This window comes from Mesorhizobium sp. M0139, assembly GCF_040322455.1.
Lineage (GTDB): Bacteria > Pseudomonadota > Alphaproteobacteria > Rhizobiales > Rhizobiaceae > Mesorhizobium.
In genome coordinates this window covers 53,794-73,881 of record NZ_JAMYTN010000010.1, presented here as the reverse complement: position 1 = coordinate 73,881, position 20,088 = coordinate 53,794, and the positions used below count along the sequence as shown (strand labels likewise).

The 20,088-nt window shown below is 62.5% G+C and carries 14 protein-coding genes, 1 tRNA gene and 1 pseudogene; 10 read left to right on the top strand and 6 right to left on the bottom strand.

The window, feature by feature from the left end; translation table 11 throughout:
• The first annotated feature begins 61 nt into the window (after nt 1–61).
• From NKJ58_RS18335 to NKJ58_RS18315, 5 genes are all read left to right on the top strand, one after another.
• Complete coding sequence (locus NKJ58_RS18335; RefSeq protein ID WP_023740471.1) at nt 62–1,015, top strand: DMT family transporter; 954 nt, start codon at nt 62–64, stop codon at nt 1,013–1,015.
• Nucleotides 1,016–1,441: 426 nt separating this feature from the next.
• On the top strand, nt 1,442–2,539 hold the full coding sequence (locus NKJ58_RS18330) for a polyamine ABC transporter substrate-binding protein (RefSeq protein ID WP_023711775.1): 1,098 nt from the start codon (nt 1,442–1,444) through the stop codon (nt 2,537–2,539).
• Between the two features lie 84 nt (nt 2,540–2,623).
• The gene (locus NKJ58_RS18325) at nt 2,624–3,763 is read left to right on the top strand and encodes an ABC transporter ATP-binding protein (protein WP_023689322.1); all 1,140 of its coding nucleotides are present in this window, start codon (nt 2,624–2,626) and stop codon (nt 3,761–3,763) included.
• 9 nt (nt 3,764–3,772) lie between these two features.
• The gene (locus NKJ58_RS18320; RefSeq protein ID WP_027049422.1) at nt 3,773–4,738 is read left to right on the top strand and encodes an ABC transporter permease subunit; all 966 of its coding nucleotides are present in this window, start codon (nt 3,773–3,775) and stop codon (nt 4,736–4,738) included.
• A complete protein-coding gene (locus NKJ58_RS18315) occupies nt 4,735–5,553 on the top strand; it encodes an ABC transporter permease (protein WP_023669326.1) in 819 nt (272 codons plus the stop codon). The genes NKJ58_RS18320 and NKJ58_RS18315 overlap by 4 nt, the downstream gene beginning before the upstream one ends.
• Nucleotides 5,554–5,595: 42 nt before the next feature.
• On the opposite strand, the gene NKJ58_RS18310 is transcribed toward NKJ58_RS18315, so the two are convergent.
• Nucleotides 5,596–7,449: an AsmA family protein gene (locus NKJ58_RS18310; RefSeq protein ID WP_023753890.1), complete on the bottom strand. Its 1,854-nt coding sequence runs from the start codon at nt 7,447–7,449 to the stop codon at nt 5,596–5,598.
• Between the two features lie 363 nt (nt 7,450–7,812).
• Here NKJ58_RS18310 and NKJ58_RS18305 point away from each other — a divergent pair, with 363 nt between their 5' ends.
• Nucleotides 7,813–9,777 carry an acetoacetate--CoA ligase gene (locus tag NKJ58_RS18305; RefSeq protein WP_023834053.1) on the top strand — a complete coding sequence of 655 codons (1,965 nt, stop codon included), beginning with the start codon at nt 7,813–7,815 and terminating at the stop codon, nt 9,775–9,777.
• 263 nt (nt 9,778–10,040) lie between these two features.
• Here NKJ58_RS18305 and NKJ58_RS18300 read toward each other — a convergent pair whose 3' ends face one another.
• Nucleotides 10,041–14,045 (bottom strand): PAS domain S-box protein, encoded by a 4,005-nt coding sequence (locus tag NKJ58_RS18300; protein WP_352519437.1) that lies wholly within the window; start codon nt 14,043–14,045, stop codon nt 10,041–10,043.
• 324 nt (nt 14,046–14,369) lie between these two features.
• Here NKJ58_RS18300 and NKJ58_RS18295 point away from each other — a divergent pair, with 324 nt between their 5' ends.
• Nucleotides 14,370–14,828 (top strand): phasin, encoded by a 459-nt coding sequence (locus NKJ58_RS18295; RefSeq protein WP_023669330.1) that lies wholly within the window; start codon nt 14,370–14,372, stop codon nt 14,826–14,828.
• Between the two features lie 345 nt (nt 14,829–15,173).
• Nucleotides 15,174–15,250 (top strand) — tRNA-His (locus NKJ58_RS18290).
• Nucleotides 15,251–15,389: 139 nt separating this feature from the next.
• Here NKJ58_RS18290 and NKJ58_RS18285 read toward each other — a convergent pair.
• The 3 genes and pseudogenes from NKJ58_RS18285 to NKJ58_RS18275 all read right to left on the bottom strand — a co-directional run bounded on the left by NKJ58_RS18285 (nt 15,390) and on the right by NKJ58_RS18275 (nt 16,506).
• A complete protein-coding gene (locus NKJ58_RS18285) occupies nt 15,390–15,644 on the bottom strand; it encodes a hypothetical protein (RefSeq protein ID WP_023681865.1) in 255 nt (84 codons plus the stop codon).
• Nucleotides 15,645–15,711: 67 nt separating this feature from the next.
• A pseudogene (locus NKJ58_RS18280) lies at nt 15,712–15,831 on the bottom strand (zinc-binding dehydrogenase); the annotation flags it as partial.
• Nucleotides 15,832–16,188: 357 nt separating this feature from the next.
• On the bottom strand, nt 16,189–16,506 hold the full coding sequence (locus tag NKJ58_RS18275) for a hypothetical protein (RefSeq protein WP_023715626.1): 318 nt from the start codon (nt 16,504–16,506) through the stop codon (nt 16,189–16,191).
• A gap of 58 nt (nt 16,507–16,564) precedes the next feature.
• Here NKJ58_RS18275 and NKJ58_RS18270 point away from each other — a divergent pair, with 58 nt between their 5' ends.
• Nucleotides 16,565–16,915 (top strand): hypothetical protein, encoded by a 351-nt coding sequence (locus NKJ58_RS18270; protein WP_156931535.1) that lies wholly within the window; start codon nt 16,565–16,567, stop codon nt 16,913–16,915.
• A gap of 1,072 nt (nt 16,916–17,987) precedes the next feature.
• On the opposite strand, the gene NKJ58_RS18265 is transcribed toward NKJ58_RS18270, so the two are convergent.
• On the bottom strand, nt 17,988–18,794 hold the full coding sequence (locus tag NKJ58_RS18265) for an IclR family transcriptional regulator (protein ID WP_023723361.1): 807 nt from the start codon (nt 18,792–18,794) through the stop codon (nt 17,988–17,990).
• A gap of 232 nt (nt 18,795–19,026) precedes the next feature.
• Here NKJ58_RS18265 and NKJ58_RS18260 point away from each other — a divergent pair, with 232 nt between their 5' ends.
• Nucleotides 19,027–20,076, top strand: coding sequence for an ABC transporter substrate-binding protein (locus tag NKJ58_RS18260; RefSeq protein WP_031193248.1), 1,050 nt, complete (start codon nt 19,027–19,029; stop codon nt 20,074–20,076).
• Nucleotides 20,077–20,088 lie beyond the last annotated feature (12 nt).

Sequence of the window (20,088 nt, the reverse complement as noted above, 5' to 3'; positions counted from 1 at the left end):
GGCACGTTTCTGTCGTCCATTGTGCATCATGCCGCCCCGAGATAGCCGACAGTCGCACCCCATGACCGATACCGCATCTTCTCCAATCGCCGCACCGCCGATCGTCTCGCCTCGCGAAGAGCGGGTCGGCTTGCTGCTGGTGTTCCTGTCGGCGCTGATGTGGAGCTTTGGCGGCACCATCGCCCGCTTCATCGACACCGCTGACAGTTGGACGGTGGTGTTCTGGCGATCGCTGTGGGCGGCTGTGTTCCTGATTTGCTTCATGGCCTGGCGCGACGGCTGGCGCGGCATGTTGCGGCTGTTTCGCGACATGGGCCTGCCCGGCCTTGCCGTGGCCGTCTGTTTCGCCACGGCGTCGACGTGCTTCGTTGTCGCGCTCGCCTACACCACCGTTGCCAATATCCTGTTGATGCAGGCCGGTGTGCCGCTGCTGGCGGCATTGCTTGCCTGGGTGCTGTTTCGCGAACGCGTCGCCATCGCGACCTGGGTGGCGATCGCCGCCGTCATCGCCGGCGTCGCCATCATGGTGTCGGAATCGCTCGACGGCGCCGTATCGCCCATCGGCGACGGGCTGTCGCTGCTGATCGCCGTCATGTTCTCGATTGCCACCGTCATCACCCGGCGCTTCGCCCATGTGCGCATGACGCCGGCGACGTGCCTCGGTACGATGCTGGCAGCGGCTTTCGCCGCATCGCAAGCCACGCAGTTTGCCACGTCGACCCACGACATGGCTTTCCTGTTTGCCTTCGGCGTTATCAATCTCGGCCTGGGCCTTGCCTTCTTCGCCACCGGCGCGAGGCTGGTTCCGGCGGCGATCGCAGCACTCCTCGGCACGTTCGAGCCGATCATCGGACCGATCTGGGTCTGGCTCGTTCATGGCGAGGTGCCCTCGGTGCGCACCATCATCGGCGGCGCGGTGGTGGTCGCCGCGCTGCTCGTCCATATCGCGCTTGAATTCAAGCGCCAGGCGAGGCCTGCACGGCCGGGGACCACTGGCCTGCCATCCCCTAATTGACCCGCCTTTCCCTTGGTTGAGCCCGTCTTCCCTAATTACACCCGTCTTTCCCCAATTAGCGAAGCCGCACGCCCCTATTGACCGAGCTTCCCCGCGCGGGCCATTGACAACCTTGCTGCGGCACGGGCAGGCTGGGGCACGGCAACAACAAGACAGGCTTATCTTGCCAAGTGTCCCCGCCGGTCGGACCAAGACCGGACCACAGCGTCGTATCCCTGCCAGCGCCGCGGCGAAAGCCTCTGACGGCGTCACCGCGCCCGCCATGCGGGCACACAGAGCCATCATCTGCCGCTCGTCGAACCGCCCGGACGGCGCTGGCAGTTCATGCTTGTGGCTGCCCGGAAAGCTCAATACTCTGAAGCAAATGCCCAATCGCGCTCGAACAGCGACGACTTGGCGAAGGAACACTCATCAAAGGAGAACAGCATGATCCGCAAAGCGCTCTGGCTTTCGGCAACCTCGGCATTTCTGACGCTTTTCGCCGTTGGCGGCCATGCCGAGAATCGCGTCGTCAACGTCTTCAACTGGTCGGATTACATCGACAGTTCGATCATTGACGACTTCACTAAGGAGACCGGCATCAAGGTCGTCTACGACACCTTCGATTCCAATGAAATCCTCGAAACCAAGCTGCTTGCCGGCGGCAGCGGCTATGACGTCGTCGTGCCCAGCGGCAACTTCCTGGCCCGCCAGATCCAGGCCGGCGTGTTCCAGAAGCTCGACAAGTCGAAGCTGCCCAACATTTCCAACATGTGGGACACGGTTTCGGAGCGCACCGCCAAATACGATCCGGGCAACGAATATTCGATCAACTACATGTGGGGCACGGTCGGCATCGGCTACAACATCAAGAAGGTGAAGGCTGCACTCGGCACCGACAAGATCGACAGCTGGGATGTGTTCTTCAATCCCGACAGCCTGGCCAAGCTGAAGGACTGCGGCGTCTATGTGCTGGACTCGCCGGCCGACATCATCCCGGCGGCGCTCAAATATCTCGGCCTCGATCCGAACAGCACCTCACCTGACGACATCGCCAAGGCCGAGGAGACGTTGCTGAAGGTGCGGCCGTATATCCGCAAATTCCATTCGTCCGAATACATCAATGCGCTCGCCAACGGCGATATCTGTTTGGCGGTCGGCTGGTCGGGTGACGTCTTCCAGGCACGCAACCGCGCGGTCGAGGCCAAGCAAGGGGTCGAGATCGGCTATTCCGTGCCCAAGGAAGGCGCCCAGATGTGGTTCGACCAGATGGCGATTCCCGCCGATGCGCCGCATGCCGCCGAGGCACTCGAATTTCTCAACTACATGATGAAGCCGGAAGTGATCGCCAAGTCGTCCAACTATGTGCTGTACGCCAACGGCAACAAGGCTTCGCAGCAGTTCGTCGACAAGGCGCTGCTGGATGATCCGGCGGTCTATCCGGACGCCGAGACCTTGAAAAAGCTCTATACGGTCCAGCCCTACGATCCCAAGACCCAGCGCCTGATCACGCGCAGCTGGACCAAGATCGTCACCGGCCAGTAAGCAATGCGACATGGTCCCGGCAGTCATCTGCCGGGACCATTCTTCTCTGGGGCAAGAAGCAAAAAAAACAGGACGGAGTGGGACATGAAATCGCTTGGCAGCATCCGCAGGGATTTCGCGCCATGGAACGACCCGAACGCCAAGCCATATATCCAATTCGAGAATGTCACCAAGAAGTTCGGTGACTTCACCGCCGTCAACAATCTGTCGCTGACCATTTTCGAGCGCGAGTTCTTCGCCCTGCTCGGCGCGTCGGGCTGCGGAAAGTCGACGTTGCTGCGGATGCTTGCCGGCTTCGAGGAGCCCACCGCCGGCCGTATCCTTCTCGACGGCCAGGATTTGCGCGGCATCCCGCCCTACCGCCGCCCGGTCAACATGATGTTCCAGTCCTATGCGCTGTTCCCGCATATGAGCGTGGAAAAGAACATTGCCTTCGGCCTCAAGCAGGAAGGCATGCCGGGACCGGATATCGAAAAGCGCGTCGCCGAGATGCTGAAGCTGGTCAAGCTCGAGCAGTTCGCCAAGCGCAAGCCGCACCAGCTCTCCGGCGGGCAGCGCCAGCGCGTCGCACTCGCCCGCTCGGTCGCCAAGCGGCCGAAAGTGCTGCTGCTCGACGAACCGCTCGGCGCGCTCGACAAGAAGCTGCGCGAGGAAACGCAGTTCGAGCTGATGGACCTGCAGCAAAATCTCGGGCTCACTTTCGTCGTCGTCACCCACGACCAGGAAGAGGCGATGACCATGGCCGACCGCATCGCCATCATCGACAAGGGCGAGGTGATGCAGGTGGCGACGCCGGCGGAAGTCTATGAAGCCCCCAGTTCGCGCTTCGTTGCCCACTTCGTCGGCAATGTGAACATGTTCGAGGGCAAGGTCGCCGAGCGTGCGGCAAACACCACGCGCATCACCGGCGCGACAGGGGCCCAGATCGTCGTCGAAAACAGTACCGATACAAAGGCCGGTTCCGACATCGTCTTCGCCATCAGGCCGGAGAAGATCAAGGTGTCGTCGACGAAACCGGCCGACGCCGTCAATGCGCTTGAGGGCGAGGTCTACGACGTTGCCTATCTCGGCGACATGACCGTCTACCACATCCGGCTGGATGACGGGCAGATCATCAGGGCAAGCGCGCTCAACGCGGCGCGAGTCACCGAGGACCCGCTGACCTGGAACGACCGCGCCTGGGTCTCCTTCCGGCCGGATGCCGGCGTCGTGCTGACACGGTAGGGGGCGGCCATGTCCAACATTGCACTCACCGACGCCGGTCCATCGGCCGCGGCCAAACCGTTCCTGATGCGGCTCGGTGCCGGCTTTGTCAGCCGGCTCGTCATCATCGTGCCTTATCTCTGGCTGCTGTTCTTCTTCTTCATCCCGTTCATCATCGTCTTCAAGATTTCGCTGTCGCAGTCGGCGATCGCCATGCCGCCCTACACGCCGGCGCTCGATTTCAGGGACGGCATGTCCGGGTTCTTTGTCCGCTTCCGCGAACTCAGCGTCGACAATTATGTCTGGCTAACGCAGGACGCGCTTTACTTCAAAGCCTACGTGACCAGCGTTATCATCGCTGCTGTCTCGACGATCCTGACCTTGCTCGTCGGCTTCCCGATCGCCTACGGCATGGCCCGCGCGCCGGCGACGATCCGTCCGACCTTGCTGATGCTGGTAATCCTGCCGTTCTGGACGTCGTTCCTGATCCGCGTCTATGCCTGGATCGGCATCCTCAAGCCCGAGGGTCTGCTCAATCAGCTGCTGTTGTCGCTGCACATCATCAATCAGCCACTGATCATCCTCAACACTTACACGGCGATCTTCATCGGCATCGTCTATTCCTACCTGCCATTCATGGTGCTGCCGCTCTATTCGTCGCTGGAAAAGATGGATTACTCGCTGATCGAGGCGGCAAAGGATCTCGGCTGCCCGCCGACATCAGCCTTCTGGAAGATCACCTTCCCGCTGTCGCTGCCCGGGGTCATCGCCGGCTGCCTGCTGGTGTTCATTCCAGCGGTTGGCGAGTTCGTCATTCCCGATCTGCTCGGCGGCTCGCAGACGCTGATGATCGGCAAGACCTTGTGGAATGAATTCTTCGCCAACCGTGACTGGCCGGTGTCGTCGGCCGTCGCCGTCATCCTGCTGCTGCTCCTGATCGTGCCGATCATGCTCTTCCAGCAGGCCCAGGCACGCGCCCAGGAGCAGGACAAATGAACGCCACCTGGAGCCGCTTCAACGTCACCTCGGTCGTGCTGGGCTTTGCCTTTCTCTATCTGCCGATCGTGCTGCTCATCGTCTTCTCCTTCAACGAGTCGAAGCTGGTCACCGTCTGGGGCGGCTTCTCGACCAAATGGTATGCCTCGCTGTTCCACAATCAGGGGCTGATGGACGCCACCTGGGTGACCGCGCGTGTGGGTGTCATCTCCGCCACTGTGGCAACCGTGCTCGGCACGCTGGCAGCACTGACCTTGACCCGCTACACCCGCTTCCGCGGCCGCATCCTGTTTTCCGGCATGGTGTTTGCGCCGCTGGTCATGCCGGAAGTCATCACCGGCCTGTCGCTGTTGCTGCTGTTCGTTGCCGTCGGTCTCGACCGTGGCTTCCTGACCGTGACGCTTGCTCACATCACCTTGACCATGTGCTTCGTGGCTGTCGTCGTGCAGTCGCGCCTGGTGTCGTTCGATCGTTCGCTGGAAGAAGCTGCCTTGGACCTCGGCGCAACGCCGGTAAAGACCTTCTTTCAGATCACGCTGCCGGTCATCATGCCGGCCATCGTCTCCGGCTGGATGCTGGCCTTCACCCTGTCGCTTGACGACCTGGTCATCGCCTCCTTCACCTCCGGGCCTGGCGCCACCACGCTGCCGATGAAGATCTACAGCCAGGTGCGTCTCGGCGTGACGCCGGAAATCAACGCCGCCTGCACCATCCTGATCGCCGTCGTGGCGGTAGGCGTCATCATCGCTTCGGTCGCCAACAAGCGGCGTGAGGTGCAACGCCAGCTCGACGAACAGGCCGCGCAGCGCGGTTGATTGCGTCAAACGAGGGATAGGGCGGTCCCGGTAAGGGTCCGCCTATTCGCCTGAGACGCCGCGGCTGATCGGCGAGATGAACGGCGTGCTCCAGGTGCCGCCGACGAAGAATGACGACTGGTTGGATCCCTGCTGGCCATTGACCGGTGCCGCTGCCGGGTCGGCCTGGGTGACACCCCCCGAAAGCGCCAGCCCGCGTCCGCCGTAAGAGGCGATGCCGGACAGCCAGACCTTGTATTTCGCCGAATTGGCCTCGGCCTTGTCCAGCCTTGCCACACCCTTCGAGATGGTGGCCTTGAGCTCGGCGCCGTCCATCGGCAGTGTCCCGTCCGAGACGTCGTCGAGCGCGAAGAAGCCGCCCTGTTCCGTGTGCTTCAGAAATGCCGGCAAATTGAGCCCGCTCAGCGCGCCCGGCCCGAACGTCGCAGAGACCGAGCCGTCGGCGTTCTCGAAGATCGAGTCCCAGGATTTGCCCGGCCCTTTGAGAATGACCGAGACAGTGCCGGTGCTGGCCGGCACCAGCCGCGTCATTCCGGCCGCGGTGCCGAAAGCGGCGCCGTCAATGTCGGAGGCGAGCAGCCGGATCTCGACCTGCGAGCCCTCCGGTTTACGGTCGAAACGCAGGCTGCTTTGCACGTTGCCGCCAAAGGCCGACGCATCGGAGATATCGAAGACGGCAAGCCCGTTCTTCACCTGCGCCGTGGCGGCGACGTCGGCAAGCTGGATTGCGCCGGCCGAGGCATGCGCCGCTGACAGCCTCAGATCGAGATTGATCCGGTCGGCGAAGCTGGTGTCGATTTCGCCGGGACCGGTCTCGCCGGTCGGCGCCAGCGGCGTGAAGGCCGAAAACAGCGACCTGAGGTCGAGCGTGTCGAAGGCGAGTGTGCCTGATATCACCGGCAAGGCGTCGCCGAACGAAAAATCCAGCGCCCCCATTCCCGGGTTGTTGTCGAGCGTCACCGCGGTGTTTTCGAATTTGACGCGGCCGGCGGTCGCCGTGATCTTGCTCGAAATCGAGACCGAACCGATCGCCGTACCAGGAGCAATGCCGGCCTGCGACCATTCCAGCACGCGCCGCAGCGAGGGCGCGGCGAATTTCGCCTGGCCATCGAAATAGGCGTTTTGCGACATGCTGGCCGTGCCGTCGAACGAGAAGCTGGCCGGCGCTGCCTTGAACGAAAACGTGACCGGTGCGGCGCCGCCGGCAAACAGCACCAGCGGCTTGGGCGAGGCGGCATCGACGGTGACGCTCTCGCCGCGCCAGATTCCGGTCGCCGACAAGGTCGCGTTGCTGTTCATCGCTGCCCAGCTCGCCTGGCCGGACAGGCTGGTCAGCAATTCGACGTCCTTGCCGCCGACGGAGGCGACCATGCGGCCGTCCCTGAATTCCACGGTGCCGAACGGATCGGCGGGCAGCTTGCTCAGATCCGGCTTCGTCGGATCGGCGTTGACCACGCCGCGCGCCGTGTCGATGGAGCGGGTGATGCGTCCGCCCGTTGGTATGGCGGGCAGGAATATGCCGTTTGCGGCGCGCTGGACCCGGATCGTCGGCCGCACCAGCCGCGCCGTCGAAAACACCACATCGCCCTGCAGCGCCGCCATGGCCGAAAGGTCGACCTCGACCCGTTCGGCCTCGATCACCGGCGGCGCGTCGGTCTCGGTCCACTGCGACAGCGTGACGTCGCTCAGTATGGCGCGGAACTTCGGCCACACCTCGATGCGCGGCGAACCGGCGATGGTGACCCTGAAACCGCTCCACGCGCTCATTTCCCAGGCGATGCGATCGCGCACGATCCGGGTCGAGGCAAACAGCGGCAGAGCGGCGACGACCAGCGCGATGACGAGCACGGCAACGCCGATCGCCCATATTCCGCGCCGGATCAAAGGTGATGGCATATTGCCCCGGTTGCTTTCATTCCGATAACGCCTGACGGGTGTAACCGCCAGTCGTCACCACGCCTTCCAGCCGTCACTACGACTTAGGGCTGAGGCATTTCAAGTCTTTATGGCCCGGCGATGGCAATTGCGCACATATGGCCGAGTTTAGCGGAACAAAATCTTGCTCTGCCGCACGGTGGTAGGCATAAGCGATGCAGCTTCAGCCTGCTACGAGGCGCGGCGTTTTTGGGGCAGCGACGCCTGTAAAGCTGAGGCTAGTGCATGTCGCCCGGAAGAGTGCAGCGGTTCCGGGACAACGACGTGCATCAAAACAAAAGCATATCTATCTTGCGACGCGACGGGCTTCAAGGAGGATCGATCATGGCTGCCGAAGCACCGCTCTGGACCCCGACGCAAGACCAGATCGACGCAGCACCACTGACCGCGTTCATGAAGGCAGCAGCGGCCAAAAGCGGCACATCCTTCGCTTCCTACGCCGAACTGCACCGCTGGTCGGTCGAGGATCGCGAAGGCTTCTGGAGCCTGCTGTGGGACTTTTGCGGCATTGTCGGCGACAAAGGGACCGATGGGACGGTGCTCGTCGATGGCGACAAGATGCCCGGCGCATCGTTCTTTCCCGATGCGACACTGAACTTCGCCGAGAACCTGCTGAAGAAGACCGGTTCCGGTGACGCGATCGTCTTTCGCGGCGAGGACAAGATCGAGCGGCGGCTGTCGTGGAGCGAACTGCACCAACTGACCTCGCGCTTTCAGCAGCTTTTCCTGTCGCTCAAGGTGAAAAAGGGCGACCGCATCGCGGCGATGATGCCCAACATGCCGGAAACCGTCGCCGCCATGCTGGCGGCCGCCTCCATCGGCGCGGTCTGGTCGTCCTGTTCCCCCGATTTCGGCGAGCAGGGCGTGCTCGACCGTTTCGGCCAGATCGAGCCGGTCATATTCATTGCGCCGGACGGCTATTGGTACAATGGCAAGGCAATCGAGGTAGCCGACAAGATCGCTGCCGTTGCGGCGAAGCTCGAAACCGTCCGCAAGGTCCTGATCGTCGACTATCTCGGTACCTCGCGCGATATCGCAGCGATCATCGACAAGGCCGTGGCGCTCGAAGAGGCGCTGTCACCCTTTACCGCCAAAGCGGTCACGTTCGAGCGGCTGCCGTTCGCGCATCCGCTCTACATCCTGTTCTCGTCAGGTACCACCGGCATTCCCAAATGCATCGTCCATTCGGCCGGCGGCACGCTGGTCCAGCACGTCAAGGAACACCGGCTGCATGCCGGGCTCGTCGAAGGCGACCGCTTCTTCTACTTCACCACCTGCGGCTGGATGATGTGGAACTGGCTGGTGTCGGGCCTGGCCTCGGGCGCCACGCTGCTGCTCTATGACGGCTCACCCTTCCACCCCGACGGCAATGTGCTGTTCAGCTTCGCCGATGCCGAGAAGATGACCTTTTTCGGCACCTCGGCCAAATTCATCGATTCCGTACGCAAGGCCGGGCTCAAGCCTATCCGCAGCCATGATCTGTCGAGTGTGCGGGCGATTTCCTCGACCGGCTCACCGTTGTCGCCGGAGGATTTCCGCTTCGTCTTTGACGGCATCAAGAAGGACGTGCATCTGGCCTCGGTTTCCGGCGGCACCGACATCGTCTCCTGTTTCGTGCTCGGCGTACCGACGCAACCGGTCTGGACCGGCGAGATCCAGGGTCCCGGCCTCGGCCTTGCTGTCGATGTATGGGACGATGACGGCAAGCCGATCCGCGAGCAAAAGGGTGAGCTGGTCTGCACCAAGGCGTTTCCGTCGATGCCGATCGGCTTCTGGAACGATCCTGAGGGCAAGAAATACCATGCGGCCTATTTCGAGCGCTTCGACAATGTCTGGTGCCACGGCGACTTCGCCGAATGGACCGCGCATGGCGGCATGATCATCCACGGCCGTTCCGACGCGACGCTCAATCCGGGCGGTGTGCGCATCGGCACGGCGGAGATCTACAATCAGGTCGAACAGATGCCGGAGATCCTTGAGGCGCTGTGCATCGGTCAGGATTTCGACAATGACGTCCGCGTCGTGCTGTTCGTGCGGCTGGCCGCCGGCGTGACGCTGGACGAGGATCTGGAAAAGCGCATTCGTTCCAAGATCCGCAGCGGCGCCAGCCCGCGCCACGTGCCGGCAAGGATCGTCGCCGTCAGCGACATTCCGCGCACCAAATCGGGCAAGATCACCGAGCTTGCAGTGCGCGACGTGGTGCATGGCCGCGCCATCAAGAACAAGGAAGCGTTGGCCAATCCAGAGGCGCTGGAGCTGTTCAGGAACCTGCCGCAGCTGGCTGAGTGACGCGGCCGGGATGGTTAACCAGATATGTCGGTCGAATTTACCTAGATTTCATGAGTGGTACACATTCGTAAATTTTTTGGACGGCCGGTAAGGAGTTGTTAAGGCCCGGCGTCGATAGTCGCACGTAACTTGAGGGAGAAATCCCGTTCCTCGTCCCCTGAGGATCAGATTCGCTCAAGCCCCGTTGTGACAGCAAATCCCATTTAAGGCGTCCTGTTGGACGCCTTTTCTTTGTCCGGGATTCTCGCCCGGAAATCGCCGGCCTATTCGGCCAGCACCCGCGTCGACGGGAAGGCGACCTCGACCAGCGTCCCTTCGCCCGGCGTCGAGGTGATGGTGAAGCGGGCGCGGTTGGCTTCCACCATCGCCTTGGTCAGCGGCAGGCCGAGACCGGTGCCGTCGCCACGCCCGCGCTTCAGCGCATTGATCTGCTTGAACGGCTTCAGCGCCTGCTCGATCTCGGCATGGCTCATGCCAATGCCGGTATCGCGCACCCGCATGACAACGTCGCCGGAGGTTTCATAGGCGGTCGACACGATCACCTGTCCGCCGGCTTGCGTATAGCGAATGGCATTGGACAGGATGTTGAGCGCGATCTGGCGCACGCTTCTGAGGTCGGCGACGACTTCCGGCAGTCGCGAGGCGAAGCTGGAGCGGATGATGACACGCTCGCGGTTGGCCTGCGGCTGCATCATCGCCACCGTCTCGGCCAGCGTATCGTTGAGCGACACCGCCTCGTAGTCCATTTCCTGCTGGCCGGCCTCGATCTTCGAAATGTCGAGGAGGTCATTGACGAGATCGAGCACATGGTTGCCCGAGCGGTTGATGTCTCTGAGATAGTCGCGGTAGCGGTCATTGGCTACCGGGCCGAACTTCTCGTCCACCATCAGCTCGGAAAAGCCGATAATGGCGTTGAGCGGCGTGCGGATCTCGTGGCTGATGCGGGCGAGGAAATCGGTCTTCTGCGAGGAGGCGCGCTCGGCCACCGCGCGCGCCTGGGTCAGATCCTCTTCGGCCCGCTTCCACTGCGTGATGTCGCGCACCACGGCGCAGAAGCCGCTGTCATTGGGCAGCCTGCCGATGGTCATGAACAGCGGGATGAAGCGCCCTTGCGCCTCGCGCCCGATCACCTCGCGGCCATCGTTCATCACACTCGCCACGCCGGGCTCGGACAGGCCGTTCAGATAGTCGCGCGCCGCGCGCTGGCTTTCGATGGCAAACAGCGAGGCGAACGGTTTACCGGTGACGTCGTCGCTGTCGAAGCCGAACAGCGCCTCGGCCGGCCGGCTGATCGAGCGGATGTCGCCGTCGCGGCCGATCAACACCACACCATCGGTCGCGGTGTCGATGATGGTGCGCATCTCGGCAATGCGCGCTTTGAGTTCGGAGACATCGGGCTGCGTCTGCTCCTCGGCTGCGAGATGCGCAACCATCGGCGGCTCGTTATCGCCGGTACGTCGCACCACCAGCATCAGCGCCTTGCCGGCGCGCCACGGCACCGAACGCAAAATGGCTTCGATCGGAAATTCCTGGCCCTCGCGCGTCTTCAGTTTGAGTGTGTGGTCGCTTTCGCCGGCCATTTCTGAATAGGGATCGGCAAACAGCGCGTCGAGCCCGCCGGCGTCGCTCAGGTCCTCAAGCGTGTCATAGCCGGTCAGGCCGAGGAATTCCTCATTGGCGTAATGAAGCTCGTCGCCCGAATGGATGAGCAGCGGCACCGGCAGCTTGCCGAGGATCGACGTGTCAGGGGCCTTGTGTTCATCTCCGGCCGAGAATGCCGAAGGCATGAACCCCTCAAGCTTGAGCGGCGGCACTTTCAGGCGCTGTGGTTCTGCCGGCACTGTGTCCGCATCGCCGGCCTTGTCCCCGTCTTCCACGGCGGAATCGGTCGCCTCGTCGGACGGCGCCCAATCCTCATTGTCCTCGGCATCGCGGAAGTCGGCCGACGTCATGCTGTCGTCTTCACCGGCATTGGCCGGCGTCTCGGCAACAACCGGCTGTGGCTCTGCGGCCTCGACGATCTCTTGGGCTTGCGTATCATCCGGTTCGGAAGCCGGCGCAAGTTCGTCGTTGGACGACGTTGCTTCCGTACTGTCTTCGGTGACGGAGCCTGGTTCGGGATCGGCATAGTCGAGCAGGGAGCGCGACACTGTCGGCGCCTTCGCCTCGCCTGCTTCGCTGTCCGCAAGGCCGTCGTCCGGCTGCTCGCCGTCAAGCCGCGTCAGGTCCTTTTCGTCCTCGGCATCGCTTTCCGGCGGTTCGGCCTCAGCCGTTTCGCTTTCGGGTGCGGCTGCCGATGGTTCAGCCACGGCAGCCGGGCCGGCTTCGTCCGGACTCGAGACCTCGGCGGGTTGTCGGGCTGGCGCGGCTGTTTCAGCCTGGTCCGCCTCGACATGATCCGGCTTGGGCTCATCTGCCTTGGCCTGGTCTGGCGTTACCTGATCCGGATTGGCCGGTTCGGCCTGCTTGGCAGTCTCCGGCTGCTCCGGCGGGGGATTGTCCTTCTTCAGCCGCTCGCCGATTTCGCGGAAAGCGCTGCGCTCCAGCGTCGACAGGCCCCTCTCGCTTGTCGGCTGCTTGTCGTTGGCGGGCTGCCGATGCTCGGCCAGCCGGATGACCTTGTCGGCAAAACGACGTTCCTGCTTCGGCACGATGGTCAGTGCCGGCACTTCGCCCTCGAACGGATCGGCCGCCTTGGGAGCTTCCGCCACGGGCTGTTCCGGGGCCGGCTCGGCTGCTGCCGCTGGCGCGCCATTGGGGACCAGCGCCATGCCGATTGCTTCCGGATCGACCACCGCATCGCCGGCGCGGGCGACGCCGAAACCACGAAAACCTTCGAAGGCGCGGCTGCGGCCATAGACAGGCAGTGCTGCCAGATCGACCGGTATCTTCAGGTCGGAGCCGGCAACCGGCCACAGTACCGAGCGGCCCGACCAGGTGTCGCGCCGTTCAAGCAGGCCCGCGATCTCGCCCGAGGCGTCGAGGCCGAAAATTGTCGCGACGTCCTTGAAGCGGCGGCCGATCACGTCGGCGGCGGCTTTGCCGACAATGTCGCCGAATTCCGGCGACAGCGCGCTGAACTTGCCCTCGGCGTCGGTGCGCCAGACGAAGCGCAGCGGCGGCGCCGAGCGGTCGACCTCACGTTTGGCGGGAGGCGCAGCCGGTGGGGCTGCGTCGGACGGCAGGGCGGGCGCAGCGGCACTGCTGTCCAACTGCGCACTCTCGGCCGGGGAAACAGAGTCCGGCTCGGCCTGCGCCGGGCTGTCCGGCTCGCCCGCCTGCGGCTCTTCGCCGGCATGGAAGTACCAATGATCATGTTGCGCCGGCGCGCTGTCATTCGCCGCCTGCTCGCGGCCGGTCGTCTGCTCGCGATGGTCCGCCTTTGTATCGGTTGACGCCGAAGCATCATGCTCGGTGGCAGCCGGACCTGTCTCCCCGACATCAGGCGCGGCCGCGAGTGGGGCGCCCTGATTCCCGCTTGCGGTGGGGTGGTCAGCCACCGCATCCACCGTTACCGCGTTCTCCGCGGCGGCTTGCGCCGGGCCATCGTCGACCTGCGCTGCAGCAGGTTCGGCATCCAGCTCGCCGACAGGATTTTCCTCACCGAGCTGATCCTCGTCGATGACCACCAGCAGATGCCTGGACTCGGTCAGGCGCGCGAAGCCGGCCGGATAGGACGTGGCGCCGCCGGGGACCAGCCGCTTGACGATGCGGTCGTCCTGGCTCGCCACGTCGGCGACAAGCGCGGCCAGCGTCTCAGGCCGGATGGCGAGCGCGCCAAAGCCATCCGAAGCCGCCTCGACAGTGCCGGCGGCGTCGACAAAGGCGATGAAATGGCCGTCTTCGGTAAAGCCGCTGATGGCGCGGGTCCCAATGTCGGCAGCACTGCGCGAGCCGGCCTGCGCTGCCGGCACCACCAGCATGATGGCGCTTTCGCCGTCCGGCATAGTCACCGCACTGGCCAGGAAGCCGACGGCGCGGCTGGTGATGCCGGTCGCCAGCCGTACCGTAATGGCGCGGTCGCTGCCGATCTGCGGGAAGCCCGCGGTCGCCATGATCTGGCGCCTGGCGATCAGCGGCAGCTGAGCCGAGGCGCCGATGATGGCCTCGATATCGGGATAGCCGAACACCGCAGCGCCCGGGCCGTTGGCCCAGATCACCTGTTCGAGGTCGGCCGACAGAATCGCGATCGCGTCGCCGGCGGCGAAGCGCTGGCGAACCGCATCAAGCACGGCGACATCGAGGAAAGAGTAGTTCTCGGAAGGCATGCGCTTGGCGGACCCTTTCGGTGAAACCTCTTGGCGAACCCCTCTTGGCGAACCTACAAGGCGGGCAATTTGCAGTTAACGCTTTGTTAATAAAAGCCCGCGCGGCGAAGGTCCACAAGCCATGGCGGGAAGCAGGTGGAATCTCTGGCCACTTGGTTAACAGCCTCTCGGAATGCCCTTGGATAACCTCTTGGGTGACGCATGGGAAGAAATTTATGGTGCACTGCAACAAAGATATTGCATCGCACAAAAAAACCGCTATATTGCCATCATACATGAACGAGACGGCTTTTTGTCAAAGCCGCTACCCCGAAAGGATGGAAAATGACCAAGGCCAAGACCGCTGAGACCATCGAAAACGTCGAATTCCCGAGCTTCGACGCTTCCAAGGCAACCGACCAGATCCGCGCTTTCGCCGAAAAGGGCGTCGAGCAGTCGAAGGAAGCCTACTCCAAGCTGAAGACCGGCGCTGAAGAGACCCAGAAAGTCCTGGAATCGACCTTCGAGACTGCCAAGACCGTTTCCAGCGACCTGTCGCTCAAGACCATCGCCGCTCTGCGCGCCAATGCCGAAGCCGGCTTCTCGCATCTCGAGGCCCTCATCGGCGCCAAGTCGCTGTCGGAAGTGGTCGAACTGCAGACCGCCTTCCTGCGCAAGCGCGTCGAGACCACCGTCGAGCAGGCCAAGGACTTCCAGGCTGTTGCTTCGAAGGCTGCCGAAGACGTCTCCAAGCCGGTCAAGACCGCTTTCGAGAAGGCCCTGAAGGACATCAAGGCCGCCTAATAATTGCGCACAACTCTGCGATGCATCAAAACGTCGCATTTCGTCAGACAAATAGGTGTGCGATAGAGTTGTCCAAATGAATACCCGGCGAGTGGAACCTCCTCCCTCTGCTCTCCGGGGTGACCAGCCAGCACCTCCTCCCGCTGGCTCGTAACAGGAAAAGGCCGGCACCTCCTCCCGCCGGCCTTTTTCTTTTGCCGAAGAAACGGGCGTCTGTTGGGAGACCGGCTTTGCCTTATCAAAGGCCTTGAATTAGTCTCTGATAGACCGTATTGGACGCATCGCCGAACGACAGAGCGGATCTCGGAGAATGAATTTTCACCACGATCTGGCTCAGGCGAACGTGCCGTTGTAGCTCAGATGGTTAGAGCGCCGGATTGTGGATCCGGAGGTCGCTGGTTCGATCCCAGCCAACGGTACCATCGAATTTTCCGCTAAAGTAAGCCGATCCCGGCGATCCACGGGAGATCAAGACCTGTATGGCGCTGTCGGCAGGGCAGGAAGACCCTGACTGCACACACACCGCGGTGCAGATACCCGCGCCGCATCTAAGGTTTCATTTTACTCCAGCGGTTCGTCGGTCGGCCGAGGCGTCGTGCCTGCCTGACGAGGACGGCCGGCATTGCGATTTGCAATACGGCTGTCGAGCGGCGATCTGGACGCTTGCTGGGCGCCAGCGGTCTTGGGCGCCGTCGGCTTGGCGCCGGAATCGCTGTTTTCAGCGTCGCGACGGGGATGTGGCAGGCCGGTGGCCTCAGGCGATCTGACCGAAGGTGTGGCGGCCGGGTTTGTCGATACGGGTTTGTCCTTGGCCATTTTCAACTCTCGCCTTTTCAGCATGCAGACGGCCGGACAACATAGTCGGGCCACTGAGGCAGAACGGTCAGCCGTGCGGGCGCATCACGACTTTGATGCAGCCGTCCTCCTTGTCGCGGAAGGTTTTGTAAAGTTCGGGCCCGGCCTTGGGGCCAGCCCGATGAAATGACGGGTCGATATCGCCGTTCCGAACTTTCTGCAGCGATGTCGCGTTCATCCTGGATCGTCGGATCGGCCACCTGATCGCAGCGTATCTCGCCTTTGCCGTGCCATGTGAGGGCCTGCATGTGCTGTTCCTTGACGACAAGCTCTGCGAGCCCGAACTTGGCTCGATGTGAAATGTTCCCGCTTCCAACGAGCATCCGGCCTCAACCCTTGGCGACCGAACGGGGTTCGGCCATGCCGCAATGCTGCTCGGTCGGGGTGCCGGCCGGCGTGGCATGCGCGGCTGCAACCTGCTTTTCCAGCCGCTGATCGCCTGTTGCCCACGGCCACATCCTTGAACGCGTCCAAGGGCAGAGGTTTGGCGCAAGCGCAGGATCTGCTATCGCGCCAGCATCGCGGCGACAACGAACACGACGGCGGCAACGACGACAAGCGCGACAATGGCCAGCACCGGGCCGTTTTTACTCGGGGCCGGGGCGCTCTCGTCGTCCGGCCGCCGCATCGCATTGGCGAAGCTTGCTTGATTAGCGAAAGCCGGCGTGCCCGTCGCTGCGGGAACCGGCACGGCGCCGGTGTCTGCCGCTTCGGCATCGGTTTCCATAGGCGCCGCCGCCGGGTCGAATCCCGGCGTCTTGTCCTCTGTCGCCCCAGACTGAATATCGCCTCTGTCTTCGGCCGGGTTACGTTCGACGTTCATGATGATGCTCCTGAGCTGGCCCGGGCTTCCCCAACCGCGAGCGGATCAGGATGTTCCATTGGGCGGAATCGCCGACAACGAGGAGCAAATTTCAGATAGCCTTCAAACAGATGTCCCTGGTGGCAACGCGGGCCTTGCAACCGGTCAGCACCGGATTGGTGGTCTCGTTGTAGTCGGCCATGGTCGGCAACGCGGCAGATTCGGCAAAGTTCCAGTCTGGCTGCCCGCTTACGCACACCGCCGCTCGTTGACCTTGAGCTGGCTCGTTCCAGCCACTCCAACCCAAATTGCCAGTCCGGCTCCCGGCGGCGCGCTGTTTGTATTCCGTGGGAACATCAACAGCGCCAGCGAGTTCGGTATGTGCAGCGAGTTCCCTGTTCGCCGCATGGCCAACGTCCGGAACTCTTGACCGTCTCGCGTCTTCGCTCCTGGAGCGCGGGCCACTCCTCTTAGCCCAAGGTTGCGATCATGAGCAGAAACATTCCGGAAAAGCGGGCCAGGCAGGGTGGCTTGGGGCGACCGGTCCTTGGCGTGCTCTTGGCAGGCCTTGTCTTGGCGCTCGTTGCCTGGGGGATCGCTGAAATCTATGGCGAGCAGGCTAAGACACCGGCGACACAGCAAAACAGCCGGGTTCCATCGCCAGATACTTACAGCCCAAATCCTGGCCAAACGGACCCTGCAAACTCCAAGGCCGATGATGTGAATGGCGAACCGGTGGACCGAAATCCCAAGCTCGACAAGGATCCCACGCCGCGATCAAGCACTGGCGGGGATCAGCCAGGAACGCCGCCAGCTCAACCTGCTTCGCCATAGCGTTCGCACTAGTTGATAAACACAATTCAAACAGATGCGGAAATGTGGAGCGGCGATTTCAGCCAATTTCAAGAGCCGGGTCTGTCAATAATCGCCGGCGCTCTCTGATAGCTGGGGAGCCACAAAACCTCCGCTGATTCTTACCGCTTGCTGGATGGCACTGGCGGCTCCAGACCGACTGCGCGCTGTGTCACGCCGGCAGACCTTTGCACCTCTGGGCGCTTTTGAAGTTGCAAGTCGATGGAATCGGGCAAGCTGGGTGTAGATGATGCAGTCGTCATCTTATCGAGGTCCGGCAGCAACACCATCTTTGCGTAGCGTGGAGGAACCAGATGGCCTCCGAAAACAGCGAATATCCCGCACACGAATAAAGCGAGAAGCAGGGCCGTAAGCACATCTGTGAAAATCTCGACAAATCTCATGTGCTCGCTCCGCGCGTAAGGATTCGCCGCGCTCTCGACAGTAAGAGCGGCGGGATCCTCAACCGGCGATGAAGGGACTTTGATCGACGGTCTTCTCCTAATGTGGCTTCCGGTTGCGTGTTCCCTGGTTCGGACCTTATCCACCGACTATGGGACTAAGGTCCGGAACCTAAATGGAACCAATGGGGAAGAGCGGAATCCATGTGCCTTTAAGAGGCTTCAACCTGAGGGCACGACGGCTGATCGTCAGCCTCCCGCCAGAGACAGTCCACGGGCGCGCTCGCGCAGCAACGCAAGCAGTTCGTCGCGCCGTGGCTCCGGCGTGTCGACGGGTAACACCAAACACAAGGTCCTTTTGATGGCGCCGTGGCCGTCACGGATGGGGGCCGCCATGCACCAGGTGAAACGGTCGGCCAAGGCTGTGGTCTCGCTGAAACCCTGCCGGTGGGCCAAGGCAACATCGGCAAAGAATTCGGCTGGTGCAATGATGCGGCCGTCGGGAAGCCTGTAGTCGCCAGATGGGATGAAATCCCTCAACTCTTGCTCGTTCATATGGCCGAGGAGCAGCCGTCCGGATGCCGTCCATGGGATCGGCACCTCAACCCCGACATCGCTTGAGATCCGGAACGGGCCCGGCGAATCTCGGCAGTCAAGAACGACGTATTTGTTGCCACGCAGGCCGCATAGCTGGACCGTCTCGCCTGTCTCGGCGGCCAACTTATCCAAGGTCTCGATGATGCGACGGTAATGGGCATTGTGATGTGAGTAGGCCCAGCCGAACAGATGCATGGCGCGTCCGAAATAGACGTAACCTTCACCGCCGACGTTTTCGAGCATTTCGGCGTCGAGCAGGCTGTTGACGATCTCGTAGGTGGTCGAACGCGGCGCGCCGATCATTTTGGCGATGTCGCCGACGCGCATTGGCGCGCGGTGCCGCAGCAACGCCTCGAGCAGCATGATGACGCGGTCAATGCCGCGTCGTCGTTCGCCGTTGCGCGGCTCCGCGCCGGCTTCCTTCCCGATCGCATCGTTAGTGCCGTCGCTCATGACCATCCGCCAAAATCATTTCGGTTCTCGTCTCAAGGCGCTTGAAAGATGTCAAGGCTCGGTCTAGCATCCAATTTGTCCGATATACAGACACATTGTCTGAAATACCAGACAAACTAACGAGCCTGACGCAGACAAATCCCGAGAGGACACACGGTTTACAAGACCCGGCGATCGACGGGTTTCCTCGCCCTTGTTCTGCACGTCGAGGCCACAACCTCTGAAGGGAACAGTCATCATGAAATCACCGTTTTTCGCATCCGCCAGCGCGCTTTGCCTCGGTCTCGTGCTGAGCTTTGGCGTCGCCTCGCAGGCCAATGCCGCCGCCAACTGCATCAAGGGCGACCGCAAGGCGCCGTACACGATCGGCTGGGCCAACATCTATTCCGTGCCGACCTGGATGAAGCAGACCCAAGGCACGATCGAAGCCGAAGTCGAGACCCTGAAGAGGCAGGGACTGGTCGACAAGCTCGTCGTCACCGACGCTCAGGGCGATGCCAACGTCCAGATCCAGCAGATTCAGTCGATGATCGATTCCGATGTCGACGCCATCATCCTGATCGCCGGTTCGTCGACCGCACCGGCACGCGTTCTGGCCGACGCCTGCGCCAAGGGCATCGCCATCATCAACTTCGACAGCCTCGTCGACACCGACAAGGTCACCGCCAAGGTCAACACCGATTCTTCGCAATGGGGCGACCAGGCCGCCAAGTTCCTGATCGACGCCATCGGCGGCAAGGGCAAGATCCTGATCCTCAATGGCCCCGCCGGGGTTTCGGTCAGCGATGACAGGCGCAAAGGCGCCGACGCTGAGCTCAAGGCCCATCCCGACGTGACGGTGCTTGCCGAGACCAACACGCCCTACAACGTCGCGCCGGCACAGGAAGCCGTCACCAGCCTCCTCTTCGCCAACCCCGAGATCGACGGCATCCTGTCGCTCGGCGGCGCTCTGTCGGCAGGCGCCGTGCTGGCCCTCGACAAGCAGGGCCGTGAACAGGTGCCGATCACCGGTGAGAACGCCCGGCAGTTTTTGGAACTCTGGAAAGAAAAGGGCTTGAAGAGCTGGGCGACGATGCAGCCGAACTGGCTCGGCGCCTTCGCCACCTACACCGCCGTTCAGGCGCTGGAAGGCAAGGATGTGCCGGCTTTCGTCAAGATTCCGCTGCCGGTGATCGACAATTCCAACATCGACGAATACCTCGCCCGGGCCAAGGACTTCCCGGCTGACGGCTACATCTTTTCTCCTTACGATGAGGAGCTGTTCAAGAAGCTGCTGGCTCAGAAATAAGCCTGAAGGGTT

Bases quoted from the DNA above. Each gene is read 5' to 3' on its own strand.
- NKJ58_RS18335 (WP_023740471.1), top strand. From the start codon at position 62: ATGACCGATACCGCATCTTCTCCAATCGCCGCACCGCCGATCGTCTCG.
- NKJ58_RS18330 (WP_023711775.1), top strand. From the start codon at position 1,442: ATGATCCGCAAAGCGCTCTGGCTTTCGGCAACCTCGGCATTTCTGACG.
- NKJ58_RS18325 (WP_023689322.1), top strand. From the start codon at position 2,624: ATGAAATCGCTTGGCAGCATCCGCAGGGATTTCGCGCCATGGAACGAC.
- NKJ58_RS18320 (WP_027049422.1), top strand. From the start codon at position 3,773: ATGTCCAACATTGCACTCACCGACGCCGGTCCATCGGCCGCGGCCAAA.
- NKJ58_RS18315 (WP_023669326.1), top strand. From the start codon at position 4,735: ATGAACGCCACCTGGAGCCGCTTCAACGTCACCTCGGTCGTGCTGGGC.
- NKJ58_RS18310 (WP_023753890.1), bottom strand. From the start codon at position 7,449: ATGCCATCACCTTTGATCCGGCGCGGAATATGGGCGATCGGCGTTGCC.
- NKJ58_RS18305 (WP_023834053.1), top strand. From the start codon at position 7,813: ATGGCTGCCGAAGCACCGCTCTGGACCCCGACGCAAGACCAGATCGAC.
- NKJ58_RS18300 (WP_352519437.1), bottom strand. From the start codon at position 14,045: ATGCCTTCCGAGAACTACTCTTTCCTCGATGTCGCCGTGCTTGATGCG.
- NKJ58_RS18295 (WP_023669330.1), top strand. From the start codon at position 14,370: ATGACCAAGGCCAAGACCGCTGAGACCATCGAAAACGTCGAATTCCCG.
- NKJ58_RS18285 (WP_023681865.1), bottom strand. From the start codon at position 15,644: ATGGCCAAGGACAAACCCGTATCGACAAACCCGGCCGCCACACCTTCG.
- NKJ58_RS18275 (WP_023715626.1), bottom strand. From the start codon at position 16,506: ATGAACGTCGAACGTAACCCGGCCGAAGACAGAGGCGATATTCAGTCT.
- NKJ58_RS18265 (WP_023723361.1), bottom strand. From the start codon at position 18,794: ATGGTCATGAGCGACGGCACTAACGATGCGATCGGGAAGGAAGCCGGC.
- NKJ58_RS18260 (WP_031193248.1), top strand. From the start codon at position 19,027: ATGAAATCACCGTTTTTCGCATCCGCCAGCGCGCTTTGCCTCGGTCTC.